Genomic DNA, 23,481 nt, shown 5'->3' with positions numbered 1-23,481 from the left:
AGGAATGCGATTTCCTGTAGGAGCTGCCGAAGGCTGCGATCTTTTGGCTTTTCAATCCCGATATTCCGGGCGCTCCGCCAGTCCCACCTTCAAATAATCCACCAACTTGCGCACCTTCGGCGACAAATGCCGCTGCTGCGGATACAGCGCCCACACCGCCGTATTCGGCGGCTGATGCGTCTCCAGCAAGGAAATCAGCGCGCCGCTGTGCAAATGCTCGAGCACGTAATAGTCCGGCAACTGACACAACCCGACCCCCTGCAGCGCCGCATCCAGCACCGCCTGCCCACTGTTGCAGCGCCAGTTTCCCTGCACCCGCTGGGAAAATTCCCGGCCGTTCTGTTCCAGTTGCCAAATATCCGAACTGCCGATCAGGCAGTTGTGCCGACTCAACTCCGACAAACTGTGTGGGCGCCCATACCGTTCAAGGTAGGAAGGTGACGCGCACAGGTACATGCGCCGTGGGGCCAGGCGTGTCGCGACCAACCGGGAATCCTGCAGCCGACCGAGGCGAATCGCCAGGTCCAGTCCTTCATGCACCAGATCCAGTTGCCGATTGCTCAACTCGATATCGATGCGCAGTTGCGGGTACAGCCCCATGAAGCGCGTCACCAGCGGCACGATGAACCGTTCGCCATAGGCTACGGCGCAGGTCATGCGCAGCATGCCTTTCGGTTCGCTGGTCAGATCGCCCACCGCGCGCAAGGCTTCCTCACGACCGTCCTGCAGGCGCTGGCAATGTTGCAGGAAAGTCTGCCCGGCTTCGGTCAGCGTTACGCGACGGGTACTGCGGTAGAGCAGACGCGTCTGCAAACGCTCTTCGAGCCGAACGATTTGTCGACTGATGTGTGAGGAAGAAACCCCAAGACGTTCGGCAGCGGCGGTGAATTGGTTGCACTCGGCGACGGCGACAAACTCGTCAATGCCTTCCCAGCGGTTTTCCGACACTTAAATTATCCCTGTATGGCAATAATGTTTTGCTTTCGTCCGGATTATTCCTCAGGGCGCGCTGAACTACACTGTCTGTCTGCTTTTTTATTCACTGGATTTACTGGAGAGTCAGCATGATCAAGTCACGCGCCGCCGTTGCCTTCGAGGCCAAGAAGCCCCTGGAAATCGTAGAAGTCGATGTCGCCATGCCCAAGGCCGGTGAAGTGCTGCTGCGCGTCGTCGCTTCCGGCGTATGCCATACGGACGCGTACACCTTGTCCGGCGCAGATCCGGAAGGCATCTTCCCGTCGATCCTCGGTCATGAAGGCGGCGCTATCGTTGAAGCGATTGGCGAGGGCGTAACCTCGGTCGCCGTCGGCGATCACGTCATCCCCCTCTACACCCCTGAATGCGGCCAGTGCAAATTCTGCAAATCGGGCAAGACCAACCTCTGTCAGGCCATTCGCGCTACCCAAGGCAAAGGCCTGATGCCAGACGGCACTTCGCGTTTTTCCTACAAGGGCGAAACGATTTTCCACTACATGGGCACGTCGACCTTCTCTGAATACACCGTGCTTCCGGAAATTTCCGTGGCCAAGATCTCCAAAGATGCGCCGCTGGAAAAGGTCTGCCTGCTCGGCTGCGGCGTCACCACCGGCATCGGCGCCGTGCTCAACACCGCCAAGGTCAAACCGGGTGACACCGTGGCTATCTTCGGTCTCGGTGGTATTGGCTTGTCGGCCGTGATTGGCGCGGTGAAAGCCAAGGCCGCGCGCATCATCGCCATCGACATCAACCCGGCCAAGTTCGAAATTGCCAGGCAGCTGGGTGCTACCGACTGCGTGAACCCGAAAGACTACGATCGTCCGATCCAGGAAGTAATCGTCGACATGACCGACGGCGGCGTCGACTTTTCCTTCGAGTGCATCGGCAATGTGCAACTGATGCGCGCCGCGCTTGAGTGCTGCCACAAAGGCTGGGGCGAGTCGGTCATCATCGGTGTGGCCGGTGCCGGCCAGGAAATTGCCACTCGCCCATTCCAGCTGGTCACCGGTCGCGTCTGGCGCGGTTCGGCGTTCGGCGGCGTGCGTGGCCGCAGCGAATTGCCAAGCTACGTCGACATGGCCCAGAGCGGCGAAATCCCGCTGGATACCTTCATCACCCACACCATGGGCCTGGAAGATATCAACAAGGCGTTCGACCTGATGCACGAAGGCAAGAGCATCCGCACCGTCATACATTTCTAACAGCAGCTCCGAGCTGCAAGTTTCAAGCTGCAAGTAAAGGCATTCGTGCTTTTTTCTTGAAGCTTGCGGCTTGCAGCTTACAGCTAGGGAGAATCCCTTGAATCTGGAAAATATTTCCTGTCAGAAGAGTTTCGGTGGTTGGCATAAGCGCTATCGCCATCGCTCCGAAGTGCTTGATTGCGATATGGTCTTTGCCGTCTACCTGCCGCCGCAGGCGGAGCAGGGCGGCAAGCTGCCGGTGTTGTACTGGTTGTCGGGGCTGACCTGTACCGATGAGAACTTCATGCAGAAGGCCGGTGCGATGCGCATGGCCGCGCAGCTCGGTCTGATCATCGTCGCGCCGGACACCAGCCCGCGTGGCCCGGATGTCCCTGACGATGCAGAGAAGGCCTGGGACTTTGGCCTCGGCGCGGGGTTTTATCTGAACGCCACGCAGGCGCCATGGGCGCGTCACTATCGGATGCATGACTATGTCGTGAAGGAATTGCCTGCACTGGTTGAAGCGCATTTCCCCGCCTCCGACAAACGCAGCATCAGCGGCCACTCCATGGGCGGTCACGGTGCTCTGGTTTGTGCTTTGCGCAACCCCGGGCGCTATAAATCGGTGTCGGCCTTTTCGCCGATCACCCATCCGATCGATTGCCCGTGGGGCCAGAAAGCCTTTTCTCATTATCTGGGCGAAGACCGCTCGAAGTGGAAAGAGTGGGACGCGTGCGTGCTGATCGCCGATGCTGCCGAGAGGTTGCCATTGCTGGTCGATCAAGGTGATCGCGACGACTTCCTCGCCACCCAGCTCAAGCCCGAAGCCCTGCAACACGCAGCAAAACAAGCGGGGCATCCGCTGGAGTTGCGCCTGCAACCGGGCTACGACCACAGCTATTTCTTCATCTCAAGCTTCATTGACGACCACTTGCAGCATCACGCGCGCGCTCTAGGCGCCTAATGTCTGACAAAGCAGGTAGAATCACGCCCTGACAAAAATCGGGGCGTTTTTTTATGCGTATTGGCCACGGCTACGATGTGCACCGTTTCGCTGAAGGCGATTTCATTACTCTGGGCGGCGTGCGGATTGCACACGGCTTCGGGCTGCTCGCTCATTCCGACGGTGACGTCCTGCTGCACGCCTTGAGCGATGCCTTGCTCGGCGCCGCGGCGCTGGGTGATATCGGCAAACACTTCCCGGACACCGACCCGCAATTCAAGGGCGCCGACAGCCGCGTGCTGCTGCGTCACGTGGTCAGCCTGATCCACGCCAAAGGCTGGAAAATCGGCAACGTCGATAACACCATCGTTGCCCAGGCGCCGAAAATGGCGCCGCATATCGAATCGATGCGCGCGCTGATCGCGGCGGATCTTCAAGTTGAGTTGGATCAAGTGAACGTCAAAGCTACCACCACCGAAAAGCTTGGCTTTGTCGGTCGCGAAGAAGGCATCGCCGTGCACTCCGTTGCCTTGTTGCTGCGCGCATGAGTGAACTGCAAATGCTCGGCCCGCGGGCCTATGGCGAGCCCCTCGGCACAGCGGTACTGAAGGCCATCGCCGAAGATTTTCAGGTCGATGAAGTGCTGGATATCCCGTTCAGCGGTGACGGCGAACATCTGTGGATCTGGGTGGAAAAGCGCGGCCTCAATACCGAAGAAGCAGCGCGGCGTATTGCCAAGGCCGCGGGCGTGCCGTTGCGCACCGTCAGCTATGCCGGGCTCAAGGATCGTCAGGCCCTGACCCGACAGTGGTTCAGCGTGCAACTGCCGGGCAAGGCCGATCCGGATCTGTCGGCAGCGGAGAACGACACGCTGAAGATCCTCAAGACCACGCGCCATAAACGCAAACTGCAACGCGGTGCGCATTCGGCCAATGGCTTCACCCTGCGCCTGACTCAATTCAATGGCGACATAGACGCGATTGAGCAGCGGCTGCAACTGATCGCCAGACAAGGCATCCCCAATTATTTCGGCGCCCAGCGCTTTGGCCATGACGGCGGCAACGTTGTCGATGCGCGTGCCTGGGCCGCACGCAAGGCCTTGCCGGAACAGCGCAATGTGCGTTCGCGCTTGCTGTCGACGGCACGTAGTTATCTCTTCAACCAAGTGCTGGCGGCGCGCGTCGCCGATGGCACCTGGAATACCGCACTGGTCGGCGATCTGTTGGCGTTCACCGACAGCCGCAGTTTTTTCCCCGCCGGTGAGGCCGAGTGCAGCGACCCGCGTCTGGCGATTCTCGACCTGCACCCGACCGGTCCGCAGTGGGGCGAAGGTGACTCGCCTGCCGCTGGCGCAGTCCATGAACTGGAGCAGGCGATCGCCGCCCGCGAAGCGGATCTGCGCGACTGGTTGATTCACGCCGGCATGAGCCATGAACGTCGCATCCTGCGTCTGCCCATTGGCGGGTTGACGTGGCATTATCCCCAACCTGACATTCTGCAACTGGAATTCGTCCTCCCGGCCGGATGCTTTGCCACCGTATTGGTGCGCGAGCTCGTTGATCTGGTGCCGGTGGGGCAGACGGACAGCCCATGCGTATTCTGATTTCTAACGACGATGGGGTAACCGCACCCGGTCTTGCCGCGCTTTATGCTGCGCTGGCGGATTACACCGAATGCGTGGTTATCGCCCCGGAACAGGACAAAAGCGGCGCCAGCAGTTCGCTGACGCTCGACCGTCCGCTGCACCCGCAATACCTGGCCAACGGCTTTATCAGCCTCAACGGCACACCGACCGATTGCATTCACCTGGGGCTCAATGGCCTGTTGGAACGCGAGACCGATATGGTGGTTTCCGGCATCAACCTGGGCGCCAACCTCGGTGACGACGTGCTGTATTCCGGAACCGTGGCGGCTGCGCTTGAAGGACGATTTCTCGAGCGTCCAGCCTTTGCATTCTCATTGGTCTCGCGTCAGGTGGATAACCTGCCGACGGCGGCGTACTTCGCGCGCAAGCTGGTCGAGGCCCACGCCGGGCTCGATCTGCCACCGCGCACGGTGCTCAACGTGAACATTCCCAATTTGCCTATCGATCACATCCGTGGCATCCAGCTGACCCGCCTCGGCCATCGCGCCCGCGCGGCGGCGCCGATGAAAGTGGTCGATCCGCGTGGCAAGGCCGGTTACTGGATTGCCGCCGCCGGCGACGCCGAAGACGGTGGCCCGGGCACTGATTTTCATGCCGTCATGCAAGGCTATGTGTCCATCACGCCGTTGCAGCTCGATCGCACCTTCAATGATGCGTTCAGAAGTCTCGATGGCTGGCTGGGAGGATTGAGCTGATGCGTGAGCATGATGATCGCCTGCGCAGCGGCATAGGCATGACTTCCCAGCGCACCCGCGAGCGGCTGATCCAGCGTCTGTATGAAGAAGGCGTGTCGAACGCCAAAGTGCTGGAAGTGATCCGCCGCACGCCGCGTCACCTGTTTGTCGACGAGGCGCTGGCGCACCGGGCTTACGAAGACACCGCGCTGCCGATCGGCAACAACCAGACGATTTCCCAGCCTTATATGGTGGCGCGCATGAGCGAGCTGCTGCTGGAGGCGGGCCCGTTGGACAAGGTACTGGAGATCGGTACCGGCTCCGGCTACCAGACGGCGGTATTGTCGCAACTGGTTGAGCGGGTGTTTTCGGTCGAGCGCATCAAGGTTCTGCAGGATCGCGCCAAAGAGCGTCTGGTCGAGTTGAACCTGCGTAATGTGGTGTTTCGCTGGGGTGATGGCTGGGAAGGCTGGCCGGCGCTGGCGCCGTATAACGGCATCATCGTCACCGCTGTGGCGACCGACGTGCCGCAAGCGTTGCTTGATCAACTGGCCCCCGGTGGGCGCATGGTGATTCCGGTCGGCTCCGGTGAAGTGCAACAACTGATGCTGATCGTGCGCGAAGAACACGGCTTTTCCCGACACGTTCTGGGGGCCGTCCGCTTCGTGCCTTTGCTCAACGGGCCACTGGCCTGAGCATTTGCAGACAGGCGCTGAATTCCTTTCAACGGCGTCGGTCTTACAGCGGCAGCCAGAGATTAAACGCAGCGTACTTGCCACTGGCAAACGTGTGCGCCCGGCGATTTCGCTTCATTAAAGGTAAAGCCGATTCGGCCCGTTATACTTGCGACACCTCATGCCGCGGTGCGGCATTCAGAATTTTCAGCCACCACAAAGGGAGCGGCGGGTGAGTCTCACAGTCATTGCGCAGCGTATGGGTAACACGAGCTTTCAGCGCCTGGTGACTGGCCTTGTCTTGAGCACCTTGCTGGTCGGTTGCTCCAGCACCAAATCGAGCAACGTGCGCGTTGTTGATCGCAACAATGCGGTGGCGCAACGTCCTACCGTCACCACCGGGCAGTATGTAGTCCGTCCCGGCGATACCTTGTTTTCGATCGCCTTTCGTTACGGCTGGGACTACAAAACCCTCGCCGCGCGGAACAACATTCCTACGCCGTATACGATCCATCCAGGTCAGACAATTCGCTTTGACGGCCGTAGCGGTTCAACACCGACGGCGGTGGTGAGCAACTCCAGTTCTTCACCTTCTTCGTCGAGTAAAACCACGGTAATCCGGCGCCAGGCGAATGGCACCACCACCACTACAACCACCGGTTCCAAAGGGGTTGTACCGTCCGTCGCGAGCAAACCGGGGCCCGCTCCACTGCCTCCGGCAGGCCCGGCCCCGACCGGCTGGGGATGGCCATCTAATGGCGTTCTGATTGGAAAATTCTCTTCAAACGGTAGTTTGAATAAAGGAATTGATATCGCCGGAGATTTGGGACAGCCTGTTTTAGCTGCGTCTGATGGGACCGTCGTATACGCCGGGAGTGGCTTAAGGGGCTACGGCGAATTGGTCATCATCAAACACAGCGAAACCTACGTCAGTGCTTACGGACATAACCGCAGGCTGTTGGTTCGGGAGGGGCAGCAGGTCAAGGTCGGACAGACAATTGCCGAAATGGGGTCAACGGGTACAGACCGGGTGAAACTGCATTTTGAGATTCGCCGCCAAGGTAAACCAGTGGATCCGCTGCAGTTCCTGCCAAGACGTTGATTTGAAGGCCAGCCTGTTCCGTCGCGTAGAGGGGACAGGCTCCAGCGTTGCCAAGGATAAAGGCGTCGCTTGAGCTTGGGGTCGAACTCACCAAAGGACTATAACAATGGCTCTCAGTAAAGAAGTGCCGGAGTTTGACATCGACGATGAGGTTCTCCTTATGGAGGCCGGCATCGATTCGGAATCTTCGATGTCGAATGATGAAGGGGCTGCTCCACCTTCCGTTCGTTCCAAATCCAGACAATCCGCTTCACTTAAACAACACAAGTACATCGACTACACCCGGGCACTTGATGCCACGCAGCTGTATCTCAACGAAATCGGCTTTTCCCCTCTGCTCTCCCCGGAAGAAGAAGTTCATTTTGCGCGCTTGTCGCAAAGTGGCGACCCGGCCGGACGCAAGCGCATGATCGAAAGTAACCTGCGGCTGGTCGTTAAGATCGCCCGGCGTTACGTCAATCGGGGGCTGTCGCTGCTGGATCTGATTGAAGAGGGCAACCTCGGATTGATCCGCGCGGTAGAGAAATTCGATCCCGAGCGCGGCTTCCGCTTCTCGACCTACGCCACGTGGTGGATCCGTCAGACCATCGAACGCGCGATCATGAATCAGACCCGGACCATCCGGTTGCCGATTCATGTGGTCAAGGAGCTCAACGTGTACCTGCGGGCTGCACGGGAGCTGACGCAAAAACTCGATCACGAACCTTCACCCGAAGAAATTGCCAACCTGCTGGAAAAACCGGTGGGCGAGGTCAAGCGCATGCTCGGCCTGAACGAACGGGTTTCTTCGGTCGACGTCTCGCTGGGTCCGGATTCGGATAAAACCCTGCTGGACACCCTCACTGACGATCGTCCGACCGATCCGTGCGAACTGCTGCAGGATGACGACCTGTCGCAAAGCATTGATCAATGGCTGTCGGAACTGACCGACAAGCAGCGCGAGGTGGTGATCCGCCGCTTCGGCCTGCGCGGTCACGAAAGCAGCACGCTGGAGGACGTAGGCCTGGAGATCGGTCTGACCCGTGAACGGGTTCGGCAGATCCAGGTGGAGGGCCTCAAGCGCCTTCGCGAGATCCTTGAGAAGAATGGCCTGTCGAGCGAGTCGCTGTTTCAATAAGCGCTTGCCCGACCGCCCGCAAAAAGCCCCGGCTGATTTGATCAGCCGGGGCTTTTTGTTTCCCGAGCAAGGCAAATCGGGCTTTCGGCAGCCACCAGACAAGCGGTTGGCAATTTCTGAATTTGTAGTCTCGCGCTGTAAGCCTTTGCTTACTGTGTCGTAAGTGTTCGTTATTTTTACACTTCGGTGGAAGGCGATTGCGTTCGCTTCCATTACGCAACTGTCTGTTTTTATTGGGTTTCATGTAAATGTTATGCGCTTATGACAGCGCGAGCGCGTGCCTGAGGCCAATTGCTCGTCTGGGGAAACTCTCTAATATCTCAACTGTGTCGACGGACAGACATGCCCTTCACGGAAGAGGGGAACGGACATCGCAGGAGGCGATTCATCAGGATGATGAAAAGGAATACAGGGAATAGGGAAAAAATGTGGGCGGGTCATACCGCCCCTTTTTTCGCCTGCAGAAAAGTAATCTCTGCAAAAAGCAAAAAGGCCCGCAAGGGGCCTTTTCATTCGAACGCGGGGCAGATCAGCGTTCGAGTTGTTCGATCTTGTTCGGCTTGCCATCCCACTCGGCAGACTCCGGAAGGGGATCCTTGCGCTCGGTGATGTTCGGCCAGACATCCGCCAGCTCGGCATTGAGCTCGATGAAGTTTTCCATGCCGCTGGGGATCTCATCTTCCGAGAAGATCGCCACAGCCGGGCATTCTGGTTCACACAGCGCGCAATCGATGCACTCGTCCGGGTGGATCACCAGGAAGTTCGGGCCTTCGTAAAAGCAGTCCACCGGACAGACTTCTACGCAGTCGGTGTACTTGCACTTGATGCAGTTGTCGGTGACGACGAAGGTCATTTCTAATTTTCTCCTCAGGCGGCGGCAGCGTAGCCCCTTCACGGTTGGGGTCGCCAGGTTCGGGAGCGATACCTGCTGACCAGGCTATGAGCCAGCAGCATCCCGAACCGCGCGAGATTCTAACAGCTTGAAGCGATTTGCGTTATATCCGGTTCTTCAGTGCTTATATCCGGTTCTTCAGTGCATAGAGCATTTCGAGCGCACGCCGCGGCGTCATGTCGTTGAGGTCGACTTTGGCTAATTCGTCCAGCACCGGATGTGGCAGCGAGGCGAACATGTCGCTTTGCTGCGGCGTCGACGGTTTGCCCTTGGCTGCAGGTTTCGGCGCCTCGTGGGGCAGGGCGGTGTCTTCCAGCCGACTCAAATGCTCACGCGCGCGCAGGATCACTTCGCTCGGCACACCCGCCAGTTGCGCCACCGCCAGGCCATAGCTCTGGCTGGCAGGCCCGGGCAGAACGTGGTGCAGGAACACGATGCGCTCGTTGTGCTCGGTAGCGTTGAGATGCACGTTGGCTACCAGAGGTTCGGCTTCTGGCAGCACTGTCAGTTCAAAATAGTGCGTGGCGAACAAGGTATAGGCGCGCAGATGGGCCAAGCGCTCGGCGGCTGCCCACGCCAGCGACAGACCGTCGAAGGTGCTGGTGCCGCGGCCGACTTCGTCCATCAGCACCAGACTGCGTTCGGTGGCGTTGTGCAGGATGTTGGCGGTTTCGCTCATCTCGACCATGAAGGTCGAACGGCCACCGGCGAGGTCATCGCTGGAACCGATGCGGGTGAAGATCCGGTCGACCAGCGACAACTCGCAACTGGCGGCCGGTACGAAACTGCCGATATGCGCCAGCAATACGATCAGCGCGGTCTGACGCATGTAGGTGGATTTACCGCCCATGTTCGGGCCGGTGATCACCAGCATGCGCGTGTTGTCGTCGAGGCTCAGATCGTTGGCCACGAACGGCGTGGTCAACACTTGCTCGACCACCGGGTGACGACCCTGGGTGATGCGCATGCACGGCTCGCTGACAAATTGCGGGCAGTTCAGATCGAGGTTCAGCGCACGCTCGGCGAGGTTGCTCAACACGTCCAGTTCGGCCAATGCCCCCGCGGTGTCCTGCAACGGCGGCAACTGGCTGATCAGATCTTCCAGCAGCGCTTCGTACAGCATCTTTTCCCGAGCCAGCGCACGACTCTTGGCCGACAGCGCTTTGTCTTCGAATTCTTTCAGCTCAGGGGTGATGAAGCGCTCGGCGCCTTTCAAGGTTTGGCGGCGGATGTAGTCGGCCGGCGCCGATTCGGCCTGCTTGCTCGGCAATTCGATGAAGTAGCCGTGGATGCGGTTGTAGCCGACTTTCAGATTGGCCAGACCGGTACGGGCCTTCTCCCGGGCTTCGAGATCGATGAGGAACTGGCCGGCGTTTTCGCTCAGTGATTGCAGTTCGTCGAGCTCACTGTCGTAACCAGTTTTCAGCACACCGCCGTCACGGATCACCGCAGGCGGGTTGTCGATAATGGCTTTTGCCAGCAGCGCCGCCAGTTCCGGGTAAGTGCTGGTGGTGGCCGCCAGATGCTGCAAGTGCGGCGCCTCCAGATCGGTCATCGCCACTTGCAGTTCGGGCAGCGCGCCGAGGGCATCACGCAGACGTGCGAGGTCGCGAGGGCGGGCATTGCGCAGACCGATCCGCGCGAGAATCCGCTCGATGTCGCCGATTTCCTTGAGCTGCGGTTGCAGCTTTTCAAAGCGATAACCGTCGAGCAGGCAGCGGATCGACGTCTGGCGTGCCAGCAGCACGGTGAGGTCGCGCAACGGCCGGTTCAGCCAACGAGTCAGCAAGCGGCTGCCCATGGCGGTCTGGCAGCGATCGACCACCGATTGCAGGGTGTTATCTCGGCCGCCGGCCAGGTTAGTGTCCAGCTCCAGATTGCGCCGGCTGGCGCCGTCGAGTACCACGGTGTCGTCGAGACGCTCGTGACGCAGGCTACGCAAATGGGGCAGGGCTGTGCGCTGGGTTTCCTTGGCGTAGGCCAACAGGCAACCGGCAGCGCCAATGGCCAGGGTCAGGTTCTCGCAGCCGAAGCCTTTCAGATCCTGAGTGGAAAACTGCTGGCAGAGACTTTTCAGCGCCGAATCACGCTCGAAATCCCACGGCGCGCGACGGCGTACGCCACGGCGTTTTTCTGCTGGCAGGTCTTTCGGCCAGTCATCCGGAATCAGCAATTCCACCGGGTTGACCCGCTCCAGTTCCGCGAGCAGGTTTTCCCAGCCTTTGATCTCGAGCACGGTGAAGTTGCCGCTGGTGATGTCCAGCACCGCCAGACCGAATAGACGCTCATCGCCCAATACCGCTGCAATCAGGTTATCGCGGCGCTCATCCAGCAGCGCTTCATCACTGACCGTCCCCGGCGTGATGATCCGCACCACCTGGCGCTCGACCGGGCCTTTACTGGTGGCCGGGTCGCCGACCTGCTCGCAGATCACTACCGACTCGCCAAGCTTGACCAGTTTTGCCAGATACCCTTCCGCTGCGTGGTAAGGAATCCCACACATCGGAATCGCCTGCCCCGCCGACTGCCCGCGCGCAGTCAGCGTGATGTCGAGCAACTTGGCAGCTTTCTTCGCATCTTCGTAGAAGATCTCGTAGAAATCGCCCATGCGGTAGAACATCAGCTGATCCGGGTGCTGGTTCTTCAGGCGCCAGTATTGCTGCATCATCGGAGTGTGGGAGGACAGGTCGGAGACGGCTTTATTCATCGGATTGTCGGGCAACTCGTTAGAAGATGTAGGGCAAAGCGCGGGCAGTGGCCGGGCTTTTCCGCGATGGGCGCAAGGTTACCATGGGCGGTCTGCCTGACGCAGGCGCTGCGGTCGGGTGAGCCTTTACTTGCAGAGAAAAGTTGATCCATGCACGATTTATGCAAATCAGCATTTGTCTTCGCGAAAAACTTCAAGCACTATGCGCGTTATGCAAAAACGCAACGTTTCCTCCGTCTTAAGAGCACTGCTCGACCAGCACGGGATCTCCCCCACGGAGCTCCACCGTCGCACCGGCGTGCCTCAATCCACGCTCTCGCGGATTCTCAGCGGGAAGATTGTCGATCCTTCGGATAAGCACATCTCGAAGATCGCTGAATACTTCAACGTCAGCACCGATCAATTGCGCGGGCGTGCGGACGTTGCATCGACCGCGGGCGGCGCCCGCGAAGACGTGCATGCGGAACTCAAGGACATCATGCTGTGGGACGATGACACCCCCGTCGAGGATGACGAAGTGTCCGTGCCCTTTCTACGCGAGGTTGAATTGGCAGCTGGATCAGGAAGATTCGTCATCGAAGAGAGCGAACGCTCCAGCCTGCGCTTCGGCAAGCGCAGCCTGCGCCACAACGGCGTGCAGTTCGACCAGGCCAAATGCGTAACGGTGCGCGGCAACAGCATGTTACCGGTCCTGCGCGATGGCGCGACTGTCGGCGTCAACGCCGGCAAGTGCGGTATTGGCGACATCATTGATGGCGACCTGTATGCGATCAATCACAATGGCCAGTTGCGCGTGAAGCAACTCTATCGACTGCCCACCGGCATCCGTCTGCGCAGCTTCAATCGCGACGAGCATCCGGACGAGGACTACAGCTTCCAGGAAATCCAGGAAGAGCAGATCGTTATCCTCGGTCACGTCTTCTGGTGGGGCATGTACGCCCGCTAACCCTTTCGATCCAACTGAAACCTGCCGCTCGGCAGGTTTTTTTTCGCCTGCAGAAATCCATTCCGCCCTTGTCCGGCGTGGCTTCCATGCATGCGTGCAAAACAAATGCATAAATAAATGCATTTATGCATTGACTGTATATGCATCCATGCATATTCTTGCCATCAAGCCGCTCGACAAAGCGGCTGGCAAGACAAGCTCTTTAGTTCCACAAGAACAGGCAGCGATGAACCGGCCTCAACGGTTCAGAGGGTTGGCAACTGACCCGGGTGTGCAGCGTAAAGCACCAGAAGCAGTTATCCGGCGGGCAGGGACCGCGGTCGGAAAAACAATATGAACGGACTCGTACCGCGCCAGTAGCGCCGAAAAGTCAACTTCCTTCCAGGACACAGGATTTTGAAGGAAGGCGAAGGAGCGCATTACTGAAAAGCCTGGCGTGCAAGCGCCGGGCTTTTTGGAATGCCTACCCGGGCAGGAACTGAACGCCGGGATGCCGGCACTCAATAAGGATAATGAGCATGAAGAAGTACGCACGTGTCGTTGCTGGCCAAGTCGATAACATTTATGAAACCGCTAACCCGATCACCGATGAGTTTCCGGCGGACCAGGTCTGGGTGGATGTCAGCGCATTGCCCAAGATCGATTATTCCTGGAACGCGGTGAACACCGACGGCGTCTGGACATTTACCGATAGCGACATGTGGGGGCAACCGACCCTGTTGGCTATTCGCATGCGTAACGAACGAGTGACTCGCTTCGATAAAGTCAACTTCACCTTGGCATCGTCAGCGCTGGTACAAAAAGTCGAACTGGGGCTGGCAACACCTGCTGAAGAGGCCGCACTGCTCGCCTACAAGCAGTTCTTCATCGAGATGAGCCAAGTCAACAAACAACCGGGCTATCCACTGAGCGTCATTTGGCCTGAAGTGCCATAAGCGACACGTGGCGCATCCGCAATATTGAAATGCGCAGTGCATTACTGGAAAGCCTGGCCTCGTTGCCGGGCTTTTAAATACCTGCCAGTTGCACGGCGACATTTCTGCCAAAGAGTAAATGAGGAATAACCAATGAGTCTTTATGCACTGGTTGAATACAACCGAGTTGTCCAGTTGAAGGAAAGTGAAGTGATGCCCGAACCACCCGCTTCGCCAACCTCTGTTTGGGTTGATGTAACCGGCAGTACGGATATTCGGGTGGGTTGGAGCGCAACCTTCAATGGGGTCTGGACCTTCTTCGCACCGACCGAAGAAGAGCTACGAAACGAAGCCGAACTGCAGAAGTGGCAATTGCTGAATGGGGCGGCCAACTGGCTATTGATGAACTCGTTGCAGTTCAAAGTCGACGTCGGTGCAGCCACCAGCGACGACAGGGCTCGGCTGTTGGCCCACAAGCAATACTGCATCGCCCTCAGCGACATCGATCAGCAGTCGGGTTATCCGGCGAGCATCACGTGGCCAGTCGCACCTTACTGATTCCAGCCCGAGTAATCGATCGGCGGGACCGCATTACTGAAAAGCCTGGCGCAAGGCCGGGCTTTTTGGAATGCCTGCCTGAAGAGACATTATTTGAACTCAATTCCCATCTATCACCCACTGCCCACGGAGGCGTGACATGACAAACGAGCAACAAGCGTTGGCGGACATGCCGATCTGGCTGGTCATTCTGCTCGCCGTGATCGGTGGGGTGTCCGGCGAAATGTGGCGCGCCGACAAAGAGGGCGCACGCGGCTGGTCGCTGGTGCGGCGTCTGGCCCTGCGCTCCGGCGCCTGCATGATCTGCGGCGTCTCGGCGATCATGCTGCTGTACGCCGCAGGCTTGTCGATCTGGGCCGCTGGCGCGTTTGGCTGCCTGACGGCCATGGCCGGCGCCGATGTCGCCATCGGTCTTTACGAACGCTGGGCGGCCAAGCGCATTGGCGTGTGCGAAGTGCCGTCAGGCAATACCAACAAGGAGTAATACGCAAATTACGACACATCTGAAAGGGAGGTCATTTTATGTTGAGCGATTTTCGTTGCGGCCAATGCAACCGTTTGCTCGCCCGAGTAAACACAGTATTCCAAATTCAAATCAAATGTCCTAGATGCAGGACATTGAACTATGCCAAGGCTGAACGTCTTGGCACCCCGCCTGTGAGCGAACTGACAGCTTTAGACTGCAAACAATAACTTATCAAGCAATAGGTGAAGCTCTATGGCAACGCTACCTCGTTATCCGTTTACTGAAAATGGCAGTTCGGTTTTGCTGCCGCTACATGAGATGTCCGCCGGACAATATCTGCAATCGCCGGACAAGCGCTTCAAATTGGATGTCCAGGCCGATGGCAACCTGGTGATTTACGATGGTGCCACTCCGGTCTGGGTCGCTACCGCCGGTCAACCGTATACCTCCTCGGGTAAGCAGATTGATAAATCCAAGATTTATTTTTATCTGATGTATTACGCGTTTATGAACGACCCGACTCACGGACGTATGTGGGGCACTGCCAACAGTACGCCACTGAATGAAGACATTTGGGGCGCTTATATTCGCACCTATCTGCAGTTGCAAAATGACGGCAACCTCGTCGTAGTTGACTCGGTGCCCGTGTGGGCGAGTAACTCTGCCATCCCGATCAGTCCGGTGGTGGAATCTGTCTATATTCCAGCCGGTACCACGCTCGAAGTCGACCGACGGTATGTCGTGGGGGGAACCACTCTAGTCTTCCAGTCCGACGGCAACCTGGTGGTTTCGAATGGCCCGCTCGGTGTCCTGTGGGCGAGCTGGACTCAGAATAAAGGTGCAACCCGTGCAGTTATGCAGGAGGACGGCAACTTCGTTATTTATGACGCGAACAATACGCCACTGTGGTTTACCGGCACTGCTGGCAAGCCGGGTGCCATGGCCAAGGTACAGGCTAACGGCAGTTTTTCGATTGTCAGCGAGAAACCGGTGTGGGCCCGATTCGGTTTTACCCCCACCATTTTGCCGAAACGGGTTTACCAGTGGGATAACGGGCCATGGACGCCATTTATCGAGCGTCCAATCTGGACGTTTTAAGTATTTCTGATGCCAGCCCCGAGTAACGTCGGGGCTGCTTTTTTTGATATTTGGTTACCCATTTGCCAAGCGGTATTTATTTTTGAAAACAGCGATCGCTGCCTGACCGACTCGCCACGCCGCGCCCCAAACGCCTGGAGCCCGCACAAAACCCAATGTGGGAGCGGTGGTTTCATCAATTCCCTCCAACTCTGGAACACCCCATGAAGATCACCCCGATCCTCACGCAACTGCGTGGGCAATGCCCCAGCCTTGCCAACCGTATTTCGGTGGGTGTCGATCTGGCGTTGCTGCAGGGCAACCCCGATCTCCCGACACCCTCGGCCCACGTTCTGCCGCTGGCCGATCTGGCCAGTGTTGGCACCACCCAAAACCTCATCACCCAACCAATCCGCGACCGCTTCGAAATCGTCCTGGTGCTTGACGCTACCGACGCGACAAAAGCGCTGGATGGGTTGCACGACCTGCGTGCCGAACTGTGGCGCGCACTGGTCGGTTTCAAACCTGATTCCACTTACAGCGCCATCGTTTACGACGGCGGCGAGATGGTCTCGATCAACACCAGCCGCGTGTTCTATCGCCTGCGTTTTTATGCCGAGTTCCAGCTCGGTCGCAATCTGCCCGGTCAGCCTGCGGAGAGTTGGCACGAGCGCGAACTGGACGCTTTGTCGTCCTTTACCGGGATGACGGTGCGGGTCGACGCGATCGATCCGGCCGACCCCAACCTGCAACGCCCGGGCCCGGATGGCCGGGTGGAAATGACTTTCTCTGGAGACGTAATCCCATGAGCAACCGCATCACTGTTGTGCCGGCCACCGGCCGAGTCGTACCTGACCCGGAGGCGGGCGATCTGCTGCCGACTACAGGCCGTGAAGTGTCGGACAGCGCCTGGTGGCGCCGTCGTCTGGCGGACGGCGACATCACACTCAAAACCGCAAAAGCGGCTAAACCACAGGGAGCCAAATAATGGCGATCGGATTCAGCAACATCCCGGCGGACATTCGTGTGCCGCTGTTCTATGCCGAAATGGACAACTCGGCCGCCAACAGCGCGACGTCGGCCATGCGCCGTTTGATCGTCGCGCAGGTCAACGACAACATTGCCCCGACCGAAGTCGGCAAACTGGTGCTGGTCTCCAGCGTGGCACTGGCGAAAAGCATCGGCGGCCAGGGCTCGATGCTCGCTTCGATGTACGAGACCTTCCGCAAGGCTGACCTGATCGGCGAGATCTGGTGCCTGCCGCTGCACAACACCGAAGGCGCCATCGCCAAAGGTGTACTGACCCTGACCGGAGCTGCGACCCAGGCTGGCATGCTCAACCTTTATGTCGGCGGCGTGCGTGTGCAGGCCACCGTGGTCAATGGCGCCACTGCTGCTCAAGCGGCCACTGCGCTGGCGCAGAAAATCAACGCCACTGCCGACTTGCCGGTGAGCGCTGCCGCTGCCGAAGGTGTCGTCACCCTGACTGCCAAATGGACGGGCGACAGCGGCAACGACATCAGCCTGCAATTCAATCGCCTGGGCAAAAGCAATGGCGAAGAAACCCCGGCTGGCTTGACCAGCGCAATCACCTCCATGACCGGCGGCGCCGGTGTGCCGGATCAGATCGCCGCCGTCGCGGCACTGGGTGATGAGCCGTTCGAGTTCATCGCACTGCCATGGTCCGATCTGGCTACGTTGAATGTCTGGCAAGCGGTCATGGATGACAGCACCGGGCGCTGGTCGTGGGCCAAGCAATTGTTCGGTCACGTCTACAGTGCCAAACGCGGCACCGTCGGCACGCTGGTCGCTGCAGGCCAGGCGCGCAACGATCAGCACATGACCATTCAGGCGCTGGAACCGGGCGTACCGCAACCCTTCTGGGTACAAGCGGCGGCACTGGCTGCGCGCACCGCGGTGTTCATCTCCGCCGACGCCAGCCGTCCGACGCAAAGCGGCAGTCTGCCGGGCGTTGACCCGGCGCCGGCAAGCGAGCGTTTTACCCTGACCGAGCGTCAGTCGCTGCTCAACTACGGCATCGCCACTGCTTACTACGAAGGCGGTTATGTGCGCATCCAGCGCTCGATCACCACCTACCAGAAAAACGCCTACGGTCAGGCCGACAACTCCTATCTGGACAGCGAAACCATGCACCAGTCGGCGTTCATCGTGCGCCGTCTGCAAAGCGTGATCACCAGCAAGTACGGGCGGCACAAACTGGCCTCCGACGGCACCCGTTTCGGCGCCGGCCAGCCGATCGTCACGCCAGCGACCATTCGCGGTGAGCTGATCGCGCAGTACGCCAAGCTTGAACTGGAAGGCCACGTGGAAAACGCCGAGCTGTTCGCCGAGCACCTGATCGTCGAACGCGACGTGCAGGACCCGAGCCGCGTGAACGTGCTCTTCCCGCCGGATTACATCAACGGCCTGCGCGTGTTCGCACTGCTCAACCAGTTCCGTCTGCAGTACGACGACGCGGCCTGATTTGCGCAGTCGACGTCAGCATTCAGCCCGCCTCGCGTGGGCTTTTTATTTGAAGGGAGAAACACCATGGGTCAACTGATTGCAGGCACCTGCTACGTCAAGGTCGACGGCGCACAATTGACCATCAATGGCGGCTGCGAAGCCCCGCTGATGGCCGTCAAACGTGAAACCGTCGTGCCCGGTTTCTACAAGGAAACCGATATCGCGCCGTCGTTCAAAGTGACCGCGCTGCACACCGCCGACTTCCCGCTGAAGAAGCTGATCGAAGGCACCGATATCACCGTCACCTGCGAATTCAGCAACGGCAAAGTCTACGTACTGGCCGGCGCTTACCTGGTCGAGGAACCGGTCTCCAAAGGCGACGACGCCACCATCGAACTGAAATTCGAGGGCATCAAGGGGACCTGGCAATGAGCGGCGCAGTGAAGCTTCAGGTGGCGATCGAAGCCCACGGCGAGCCCCTGACCGAACTCGTCCTGCGCCGTCCGACGGTGCAGGAAGTGCGAACGATCAAGGCGCTGCCGTACAAGATCGACAAGAGCGAAGAAGTCAGCCTCGACATGGACGTGGCGGCCAAATACATCGCCGTGTGCGCCGGCATCCCGCCGTCGTCGGTCAACCAGTTGGATCTGGCCGACCTCAACGCGCTGAGCTGGGCCGTCGCGAGTTTTTTCATGAGTGCGGCGTCGGAGCCATCACCGACCTGATCGCTGTCGCCTATGACCTGGCCTGGTTCTGGAAGGTTGACCCCGAACAGATGATGGCCAGGCCACTGGATGTGCTCCGCGAATCGCTGGAGCACGCGCAACGGATCAATGCGATGCAGCAGGTGCAGTGATGGCAGACGAAGAGAAGAAAACCCCGAAACCGGTGCTGATCACCGGCATCGATGAACTCTCGCCCAAACTGGGCGCCCTGCGCATGAAGGTTGAGAGTTTTAAAAACAATCTCGAGCAGACCGGCCTCGGCAAACTGGACATCAGTGGTCTGTTCAACGGCGGCAGCGTGATCACGCCGTTTCTAGACGGCATCAAATCGGCCGCAGCGTTCCAGGGCAAATTGAGCGAAGTCAGCGACACGGCGAAAACCGTCGACCTGCCCGCCGCGCCGACAGCAGCGACACAGAACATGAACGTGTTCAGCGCGTCGATGCAAAAGGTTTCGGCGGCGGTGGACGCCGCGCTGGTGCCGGCGGTGGGGGCCTTGGTGGTCGGGCTTGAGCCGATGCTGACGCAGGTTGGCAGCCTGCTCGCCGACAACCCGAAACTGGTCGAAGGCCTGGCGGCGGGGGCGATTGCCTTCTCCGCCATGCAAACCGCGGTCACCGGTATGACGCAGGTGATGGACGTCATGAGCATGGTGCTCAAGACCAACCCGATCATGCTGATCGCCCTGGGCATTGCCGTGGCGGCCGGTTTGATCGTGGCCAACTGGACGCCGATCAGCGCGTTCTTCACCGGGATGTGGGAGGGCGTGAAAAACGCCGGGGCGAGTGCGATGGCGACGTTGCGCTCGGTACTTGACTGGCGACCGCTGGCGGCACTGGCGGCGTTGTGGGAACCAGTCACGGGATTTTTCTCCGGAGTCTGGGACAAGGTGATGGCCGTGACGGCGCCAGTGATCGACTTCTTCAAGTCGGTTTTCTCGTGGTCGCCTGCCGGGGTGATCATTGAAAACTGGGGGCCGCTGACCGGCCTGTTCTCGGCGATCTGGGAATTGCTCAAGGCCTTGAGTGTGCCGGTGATGGCATTTCTCAGAAACCTGTTCGATTTCTCGCCGATGCAGATGCTTACCGATGCGTGGGGTGGTGTTGTCGCGTTCTTCGAACCGATGTTCAGCGGCCTGCGAGAAGTCGCGCTACCGGCTAAAGAATTCCTCGTGTCGCTGTTCGACTTCTCGCCAATGCAGATGATCACCAGCGCCTGGGGAGGCGTTGTTGCGTATTTCCAGGCGATATTGACGACGCTGCAATCGGCTGTGCAAAGCACCCGGGATACTTTGCGGGCACTGTTCGATTTTTTCCCGATGCAAATGCTCACCAGCGCCTGGGGTGGGATTGTCGGGTTCTTCGAACCGATCTGGATGGCGCTGCAAACGTCTGTGCAGCGGGTCAGAGGCTTTTTCACCAGCCTGTTCGAGTGGTCGCCGCTGGAGCAGATTGCTCAGTATTGGCAGCCGATCGGTGAGGTCTTTTCGGCGATCTGGGGCGTCGTGTTGGCGCTTTCCGCGCCGGTCGTGGATTTTCTGCACAGTCTGTTCGAATGGAAACCTCTGGATCAGATCATCGAGAGTTGGGGGCCGATCACTGAGTGGTTCGGCGAGTTGTGGCAAAAGCTGCAAACCGTCATTGCGCCTATCAAGGAGTTGTTCGAGGGTGGCTTCGCCGGACTGATCGCCAAGGTCACCGGCAAGGTCGAAACGCTGACCCAAGCGCAACGCGAGACCAATGCCGAAGGCAAAGGCGAACTGGCACCGGCGTTCTTCGCTGCCAGTCCGGCGCCTGCTGGCAACGGTGCACTGCAAAGCGGTTCGTTGCCGCAAACCTCCAGCGCGCTGATCCAGCAAAGCGCCGCCAATAACCGTACGCAACTCGAAGGCGGTCTGACCGTGCGCTTCGAAAATGCGCCGGCGGGCCTGCGCACCGAACAACCGCAAACCAATCAACCTGGCCTGGCCGTGTCTTCACGCATCGGCTATCGCTCGCTGTCGACAGGAGGTTCCAATGAACTGGCGTGACCGTTTGTTGCCGGCATCCTTTCGGGGTGTCGGTTTCTGGATCGACCAGGCGAAAACCCCGGTCGGTCGCAAAGGGCAGTTGCACGAATACCCGCAGCGCGACTTGCCTTTTTTCGAGGACCTCGGCCAGCAGGCCAAGACCCACGATCTGACCGCGTTCATCATCGGCCCCGATTGCCTGGAGCAGCGCGACAAGCTGCTCAAGGCGCTGGAGCAGGGTCGTGGCGAGCTGGTGCATCCGTGGCTCGGACGCCTGCAAGTCAAGGTCGGCGAATGCGACATGACCCACACTCGCCAGGATGGTGGGCTGGTGACGTTCGCCTTGAAGTTTTATCCCGATCAGCCGCTGCCGTTTCCGACGGCCACGGTCAGCACACAGAAAGTGCTGCTGGCCAAAGCCGACGGTCTGCTGGGTTCGGCGGTGGCGCGTTTCGAACAGGCGATGGCGCTGATCAAGGCTGCGCGGATCGGCATCACCAACCTGCGCAACAGCCTTACCGGCGTCTACGAGGTGATCAAGGAGCAACTGAAACCGTTGATCGAGCAATATCGGCAGATCACCGAACTGGTCAAAGCCGTGAAGGAGCTGCCCAGGGAAGTGGCGGCAGAATTCAAGGGTTTGCTCGGCGATATCAAGGAGCTGAAAGCGTTTGCCAAGGAAGGCTACCGTGGCGTGATTGCCGACGTGTCGCAGCAACTCGAAGCGATTCGCAAGGCCGATGCGCCGAAGATCACCACCGGCAAGGACACCAATGCCGCAGCGCAAGCGATGGCCGATCTGGTGCAAGACACGATGCTGGTCAAAGTCGCGCAGTGGGTGGCCTCGATGCCAGTGGCGACCACGCCGGTAAAACTGGCGTCGGCACCGTCGGTGGCTCAACAGTCGACATCACCGGTCAGCCGTCAGGAAGTGCCTGTCAGCGATGATATGCAAGCCCTGCGCACGGCGGTGACTGCCGCCATTGATCCGATGCTGGCGAAAGCCGGGCCTGCGCACTTCCAGGCCATCAATGATGTAAAGGAGGCGCTGGTGGCTCATCTCAAAGCGGTGGCGTCCTCCGGCGTGCGGCAAGTCAGCAAGTCGTTTCAGGAAAGCTTTCCGGCAGTGGTCGTGGCCTACAAGCAGTTCGGCGACGCCACGCGAGTCGACGAAGTGACTCAGCGCAACGGGATCACCCATCCCGGTTTCTCGCCCAATGACGTGAAAGTCTCGCGGGAGTGACGCCATGAACGAGATGGACAATCACGTCACGCTGACGGTCAACGACATGGAATACGGCGGCTGGAAAAGCGTCGAAATCACTGCTGATCTTGAGCGTCAGTTCCGCACCTTCAAGCTCGACATCACCTGGCAATGGCCGGGGCAGACCGTGGATCAAAGAATCAAACCGGGCGACCCCTGCGAAGTAAAAATCGGCAAGGACCTGGTGCTCACCGGCTACGTGTTCAAGGCGCCGATCCGCTATGACGGACGGCAGATCAGCCTGACCATTGAAGGCAGTTCGAAAACCCAGGATCTGGTCGATTGCGCCGCCCGCAACCTGCCCAGCCAATGGCAGCAACAACCGTTGCTGAGCATCGTCCGCGATCTGGCGAGCGAATATGGGCTGTGGGTCGTCAATGAAATCAGCGAAACCACTCGCCTGACCAAACACACCATCGTGCCGGGTGAAACGGTGTTTCAGTCGATCGACCGGCTGCTCTCGCTGCTGCGGGTGTTTTCCACCGACAACGAACTGGGCCAGTTGGTGTTGGCCAAACCCGGCAGCGGCGGACGCGCCAGCGATGCGCTGGAGTTGGGCAAGAACATCCTCTCGGCCAATGCGCCGATGGATTTCAGCCAGGTGTTTTCCGAGTACCGGGTGATCGGCCAGCAAAAAGGCTCGGATGCGAAAAGCGGCGCGGCGGTCAGCGAAGTCGAATCGACGGCGGCGGACCTGAGTTTCAAACGTCGGCGCACCACGGTGATCAATGAAGGCACGCAACTGACCTTTGAGTTGGCGCAGCAGCGTGCCCAATGGGAAAGCGCCACCCGCATGGGCCGTGCGCAGACCACCACCTATCAGGTCCAGGGCTGGCGGCAGAGCAACGGCGATTTGTGGCGCCACAACACGCTGGTGAAGGTCAAGGACCCGGTGCTCGATTTCGATGGTGACATGCTGATCTCCAAGGTCACCTATTCGTTGTCGGCGCAGGGCTCGGTGACCACGTTGCAAGTGGCACCGCCGCATACCTTCGATCCTGATCCGAATCCCCCGAAGCAAACCTGAGCCTTGCACCGCCCCCTGTAGGAGTGAGCCTGCTCGCGATAGCGGTTCAACAGACACAGAAGTGTCGACTGTAATGCCGCCATCGCGAGCAGGCTCACTCCTACAGTTGATTGCGTTGTT

25 protein-coding genes are annotated in these 23,481 nt (G+C 59.2%); 22 read left to right on the top strand and 3 right to left on the bottom strand.

Annotation, left to right across the window (positions count from 1 at the left end; genetic code table 11):
* Nucleotides 1-51 precede the first annotated feature (51 nt).
* Nucleotides 52-948, bottom strand: a complete 897-nt coding sequence (locus DCO47_RS16210; RefSeq protein ID WP_064364248.1) for a LysR substrate-binding domain-containing protein — start codon at nucleotides 946-948, stop codon at nucleotides 52-54.
* A gap of 116 nt (nucleotides 949-1,064) precedes the next feature.
* Here DCO47_RS16210 and DCO47_RS16205 point away from each other — a divergent pair, with 116 nt between their 5' ends.
* The 8 genes from DCO47_RS16205 (at nucleotide 1,065) to rpoS (ending at nucleotide 8,311) form a co-directional block, all read left to right on the top strand.
* The gene (locus DCO47_RS16205; protein ID WP_042606993.1) at nucleotides 1,065-2,177 is read left to right on the top strand and encodes an S-(hydroxymethyl)glutathione dehydrogenase/class III alcohol dehydrogenase; all 1,113 of its coding nucleotides are present in this window, start codon (nucleotides 1,065-1,067) and stop codon (nucleotides 2,175-2,177) included.
* Between the two features lie 97 nt (nucleotides 2,178-2,274).
* Nucleotides 2,275-3,120, top strand: a complete 846-nt coding sequence (fghA, locus tag DCO47_RS16200; protein ID WP_064364246.1) for an S-formylglutathione hydrolase — start codon at nucleotides 2,275-2,277, stop codon at nucleotides 3,118-3,120.
* 53 nt (nucleotides 3,121-3,173) lie between these two features.
* On the top strand, nucleotides 3,174-3,647 hold the full coding sequence (gene ispF, locus DCO47_RS16195) for a 2-C-methyl-D-erythritol 2,4-cyclodiphosphate synthase (protein ID WP_042606995.1): 474 nt from the start codon (nucleotides 3,174-3,176) through the stop codon (nucleotides 3,645-3,647).
* Nucleotides 3,644-4,702, top strand: coding sequence for a tRNA pseudouridine(13) synthase TruD (gene truD, locus DCO47_RS16190; RefSeq protein WP_116658455.1), 1,059 nt, complete (start codon nucleotides 3,644-3,646; stop codon nucleotides 4,700-4,702). Before ispF ends, truD begins: the two co-directional genes overlap by 4 nt.
* Nucleotides 4,690-5,439, top strand: a complete 750-nt coding sequence (surE, locus tag DCO47_RS16185) for a 5'/3'-nucleotidase SurE (RefSeq protein ID WP_116658454.1) — start codon at nucleotides 4,690-4,692, stop codon at nucleotides 5,437-5,439. Before truD ends, surE begins: the two co-directional genes overlap by 13 nt.
* 38 nt (nucleotides 5,440-5,477) lie before the next feature.
* Entirely contained in the window at nucleotides 5,478-6,113 is a 636-nt protein-coding gene (locus DCO47_RS16180; RefSeq protein WP_160768345.1) for a protein-L-isoaspartate(D-aspartate) O-methyltransferase, read from the top strand.
* A gap of 211 nt (nucleotides 6,114-6,324) precedes the next feature.
* On the top strand, nucleotides 6,325-7,194 hold the full coding sequence (locus tag DCO47_RS16175) for a peptidoglycan DD-metalloendopeptidase family protein (protein WP_083352107.1): 870 nt from the start codon (nucleotides 6,325-6,327) through the stop codon (nucleotides 7,192-7,194).
* 106 nt (nucleotides 7,195-7,300) lie between these two features.
* Nucleotides 7,301-8,311: an RNA polymerase sigma factor RpoS gene (gene rpoS, locus DCO47_RS16170; protein ID WP_042606998.1), complete on the top strand. Its 1,011-nt coding sequence runs from the start codon at nucleotides 7,301-7,303 to the stop codon at nucleotides 8,309-8,311.
* Nucleotides 8,312-8,840: 529 nt separating this feature from the next.
* On the opposite strand, the gene fdxA is transcribed toward rpoS, so the two are convergent.
* Together fdxA and mutS are read right to left on the bottom strand one after the other, a co-directional pair.
* Complete coding sequence (gene fdxA, locus DCO47_RS16160; RefSeq protein WP_042606999.1) at nucleotides 8,841-9,164, bottom strand: ferredoxin FdxA; 324 nt, start codon at nucleotides 9,162-9,164, stop codon at nucleotides 8,841-8,843.
* 163 nt (nucleotides 9,165-9,327) lie between these two features.
* Nucleotides 9,328-11,910, bottom strand: coding sequence for a DNA mismatch repair protein MutS (gene mutS, locus DCO47_RS16155; RefSeq protein WP_116658453.1), 2,583 nt, complete (start codon nucleotides 11,908-11,910; stop codon nucleotides 9,328-9,330).
* A 211-nt stretch (nucleotides 11,911-12,121) separates the two neighbouring features.
* Between mutS and DCO47_RS16150 the strand changes: the two genes are divergently transcribed.
* The 14 genes from DCO47_RS16150 to DCO47_RS16080 all read left to right on the top strand — a co-directional run bounded on the left by DCO47_RS16150 (nucleotide 12,122) and on the right by DCO47_RS16080 (nucleotide 23,361).
* Nucleotides 12,122-12,856, top strand: coding sequence for an XRE family transcriptional regulator (locus DCO47_RS16150; RefSeq protein WP_042607001.1), 735 nt, complete (start codon nucleotides 12,122-12,124; stop codon nucleotides 12,854-12,856).
* 518 nt (nucleotides 12,857-13,374) lie between these two features.
* On the top strand, nucleotides 13,375-13,791 hold the full coding sequence (locus DCO47_RS16145) for a hypothetical protein (RefSeq protein WP_042607003.1): 417 nt from the start codon (nucleotides 13,375-13,377) through the stop codon (nucleotides 13,789-13,791).
* Between the two features lie 132 nt (nucleotides 13,792-13,923).
* On the top strand, nucleotides 13,924-14,328 hold the full coding sequence (locus DCO47_RS16140) for a tail fiber assembly protein (RefSeq protein WP_116658452.1): 405 nt from the start codon (nucleotides 13,924-13,926) through the stop codon (nucleotides 14,326-14,328).
* Nucleotides 14,329-14,467: 139 nt separating this feature from the next.
* Nucleotides 14,468-14,812 (top strand): phage holin family protein, encoded by a 345-nt coding sequence (locus DCO47_RS16135; protein ID WP_064364242.1) that lies wholly within the window; start codon nucleotides 14,468-14,470, stop codon nucleotides 14,810-14,812.
* Nucleotides 14,813-14,850: 38 nt separating this feature from the next.
* Nucleotides 14,851-15,021 carry a Com family DNA-binding transcriptional regulator gene (locus tag DCO47_RS16130; protein WP_083201909.1) on the top strand — a complete coding sequence of 57 codons (171 nt, stop codon included), beginning with the start codon at nucleotides 14,851-14,853 and terminating at the stop codon, nucleotides 15,019-15,021.
* 25 nt (nucleotides 15,022-15,046) lie between these two features.
* Complete coding sequence (locus DCO47_RS16125; protein ID WP_065615275.1) at nucleotides 15,047-15,892, top strand: putidacin L1 family lectin-like bacteriocin; 846 nt, start codon at nucleotides 15,047-15,049, stop codon at nucleotides 15,890-15,892.
* A 203-nt stretch (nucleotides 15,893-16,095) separates the two neighbouring features.
* Nucleotides 16,096-16,680 (top strand): hypothetical protein, encoded by a 585-nt coding sequence (locus tag DCO47_RS16120; RefSeq protein ID WP_064364240.1) that lies wholly within the window; start codon nucleotides 16,096-16,098, stop codon nucleotides 16,678-16,680.
* The gene (locus DCO47_RS16115) at nucleotides 16,677-16,859 is read left to right on the top strand and encodes a DUF2635 domain-containing protein (protein ID WP_064364239.1); all 183 of its coding nucleotides are present in this window, start codon (nucleotides 16,677-16,679) and stop codon (nucleotides 16,857-16,859) included. The genes DCO47_RS16120 and DCO47_RS16115 overlap by 4 nt, the downstream gene beginning before the upstream one ends.
* Nucleotides 16,859-18,355, top strand: a complete 1,497-nt coding sequence (locus DCO47_RS16110) for a phage tail sheath subtilisin-like domain-containing protein (protein ID WP_116658451.1) — start codon at nucleotides 16,859-16,861, stop codon at nucleotides 18,353-18,355. The genes DCO47_RS16115 and DCO47_RS16110 overlap by 1 nt, the downstream gene beginning before the upstream one ends.
* 66 nt (nucleotides 18,356-18,421) lie before the next feature.
* Nucleotides 18,422-18,769 (top strand): phage tail tube protein, encoded by a 348-nt coding sequence (locus DCO47_RS16105; protein WP_007908779.1) that lies wholly within the window; start codon nucleotides 18,422-18,424, stop codon nucleotides 18,767-18,769.
* A complete protein-coding gene (locus tag DCO47_RS16100; RefSeq protein ID WP_083352125.1) occupies nucleotides 18,766-19,062 on the top strand; it encodes a phage tail assembly protein in 297 nt (98 codons plus the stop codon). Before DCO47_RS16105 ends, DCO47_RS16100 begins: the two co-directional genes overlap by 4 nt.
* A 130-nt stretch (nucleotides 19,063-19,192) precedes the next feature.
* Nucleotides 19,193-21,091: a phage tail protein gene (locus DCO47_RS16090; RefSeq protein ID WP_116658449.1), complete on the top strand. Its 1,899-nt coding sequence runs from the start codon at nucleotides 19,193-19,195 to the stop codon at nucleotides 21,089-21,091.
* Nucleotides 21,078-22,313, top strand: coding sequence for a DNA circularization protein (locus tag DCO47_RS16085; RefSeq protein WP_064364235.1), 1,236 nt, complete (start codon nucleotides 21,078-21,080; stop codon nucleotides 22,311-22,313). Before DCO47_RS16090 ends, DCO47_RS16085 begins: the two co-directional genes overlap by 14 nt.
* A 4-nt stretch (nucleotides 22,314-22,317) precedes the next feature.
* Complete coding sequence (locus DCO47_RS16080; protein WP_064364234.1) at nucleotides 22,318-23,361, top strand: phage baseplate assembly protein; 1,044 nt, start codon at nucleotides 22,318-22,320, stop codon at nucleotides 23,359-23,361.
* Nucleotides 23,362-23,481 lie beyond the last annotated feature (120 nt).

This window comes from Pseudomonas sp. NDM (genome assembly GCF_003105095.1).
GTDB lineage: Bacteria > Pseudomonadota > Gammaproteobacteria > Pseudomonadales > Pseudomonadaceae > Aquipseudomonas > Aquipseudomonas moraviensis_A.
This window is presented reverse-complemented; position numbering and strand designations above follow the sequence as displayed.

Excerpts from the sequence above, each read along its gene's own strand:
- truD (WP_116658455.1), top strand. The coding sequence starts at position 3,644 with ATGAGTGAACTGCAAATGCTCGGCCCGCGGGCCTATGGCGAGCCCCTC.
- mutS (WP_116658453.1), bottom strand. The coding sequence starts at position 11,910 with ATGAATAAAGCCGTCTCCGACCTGTCCTCCCACACTCCGATGATGCAG.
- DCO47_RS16205 (WP_042606993.1), top strand. The coding sequence starts at position 1,065 with ATGATCAAGTCACGCGCCGCCGTTGCCTTCGAGGCCAAGAAGCCCCTG.
- DCO47_RS16180 (WP_160768345.1), top strand. The coding sequence starts at position 5,478 with ATGACTTCCCAGCGCACCCGCGAGCGGCTGATCCAGCGTCTGTATGAA.
- DCO47_RS16125 (WP_065615275.1), top strand. The coding sequence starts at position 15,047 with ATGGCAACGCTACCTCGTTATCCGTTTACTGAAAATGGCAGTTCGGTT.
- rpoS (WP_042606998.1), top strand. The coding sequence starts at position 7,301 with ATGGCTCTCAGTAAAGAAGTGCCGGAGTTTGACATCGACGATGAGGTT.
- DCO47_RS16145 (WP_042607003.1), top strand. The coding sequence starts at position 13,375 with ATGAAGAAGTACGCACGTGTCGTTGCTGGCCAAGTCGATAACATTTAT.
- DCO47_RS16150 (WP_042607001.1), top strand. The coding sequence starts at position 12,122 with ATGCAAAAACGCAACGTTTCCTCCGTCTTAAGAGCACTGCTCGACCAG.
- DCO47_RS16135 (WP_064364242.1), top strand. The coding sequence starts at position 14,468 with ATGACAAACGAGCAACAAGCGTTGGCGGACATGCCGATCTGGCTGGTC.
- surE (WP_116658454.1), top strand. The coding sequence starts at position 4,690 with ATGCGTATTCTGATTTCTAACGACGATGGGGTAACCGCACCCGGTCTT.
- DCO47_RS16140 (WP_116658452.1), top strand. The coding sequence starts at position 13,924 with ATGAGTCTTTATGCACTGGTTGAATACAACCGAGTTGTCCAGTTGAAG.
- DCO47_RS16085 (WP_064364235.1), top strand. The coding sequence starts at position 21,078 with ATGAACTGGCGTGACCGTTTGTTGCCGGCATCCTTTCGGGGTGTCGGT.
- DCO47_RS16100 (WP_083352125.1), top strand. The coding sequence starts at position 18,766 with ATGAGCGGCGCAGTGAAGCTTCAGGTGGCGATCGAAGCCCACGGCGAG.
- DCO47_RS16110 (WP_116658451.1), top strand. The coding sequence starts at position 16,859 with ATGGCGATCGGATTCAGCAACATCCCGGCGGACATTCGTGTGCCGCTG.
- ispF (WP_042606995.1), top strand. The coding sequence starts at position 3,174 with ATGCGTATTGGCCACGGCTACGATGTGCACCGTTTCGCTGAAGGCGAT.
- DCO47_RS16120 (WP_064364240.1), top strand. The coding sequence starts at position 16,096 with ATGAAGATCACCCCGATCCTCACGCAACTGCGTGGGCAATGCCCCAGC.
- DCO47_RS16115 (WP_064364239.1), top strand. The coding sequence starts at position 16,677 with ATGAGCAACCGCATCACTGTTGTGCCGGCCACCGGCCGAGTCGTACCT.
- DCO47_RS16105 (WP_007908779.1), top strand. The coding sequence starts at position 18,422 with ATGGGTCAACTGATTGCAGGCACCTGCTACGTCAAGGTCGACGGCGCA.
- fdxA (WP_042606999.1), bottom strand. The coding sequence starts at position 9,164 with ATGACCTTCGTCGTCACCGACAACTGCATCAAGTGCAAGTACACCGAC.
- DCO47_RS16090 (WP_116658449.1), top strand. The coding sequence starts at position 19,193 with ATGGCAGACGAAGAGAAGAAAACCCCGAAACCGGTGCTGATCACCGGC.
- DCO47_RS16130 (WP_083201909.1), top strand. The coding sequence starts at position 14,851 with ATGTTGAGCGATTTTCGTTGCGGCCAATGCAACCGTTTGCTCGCCCGA.
- DCO47_RS16080 (WP_064364234.1), top strand. The coding sequence starts at position 22,318 with ATGAACGAGATGGACAATCACGTCACGCTGACGGTCAACGACATGGAA.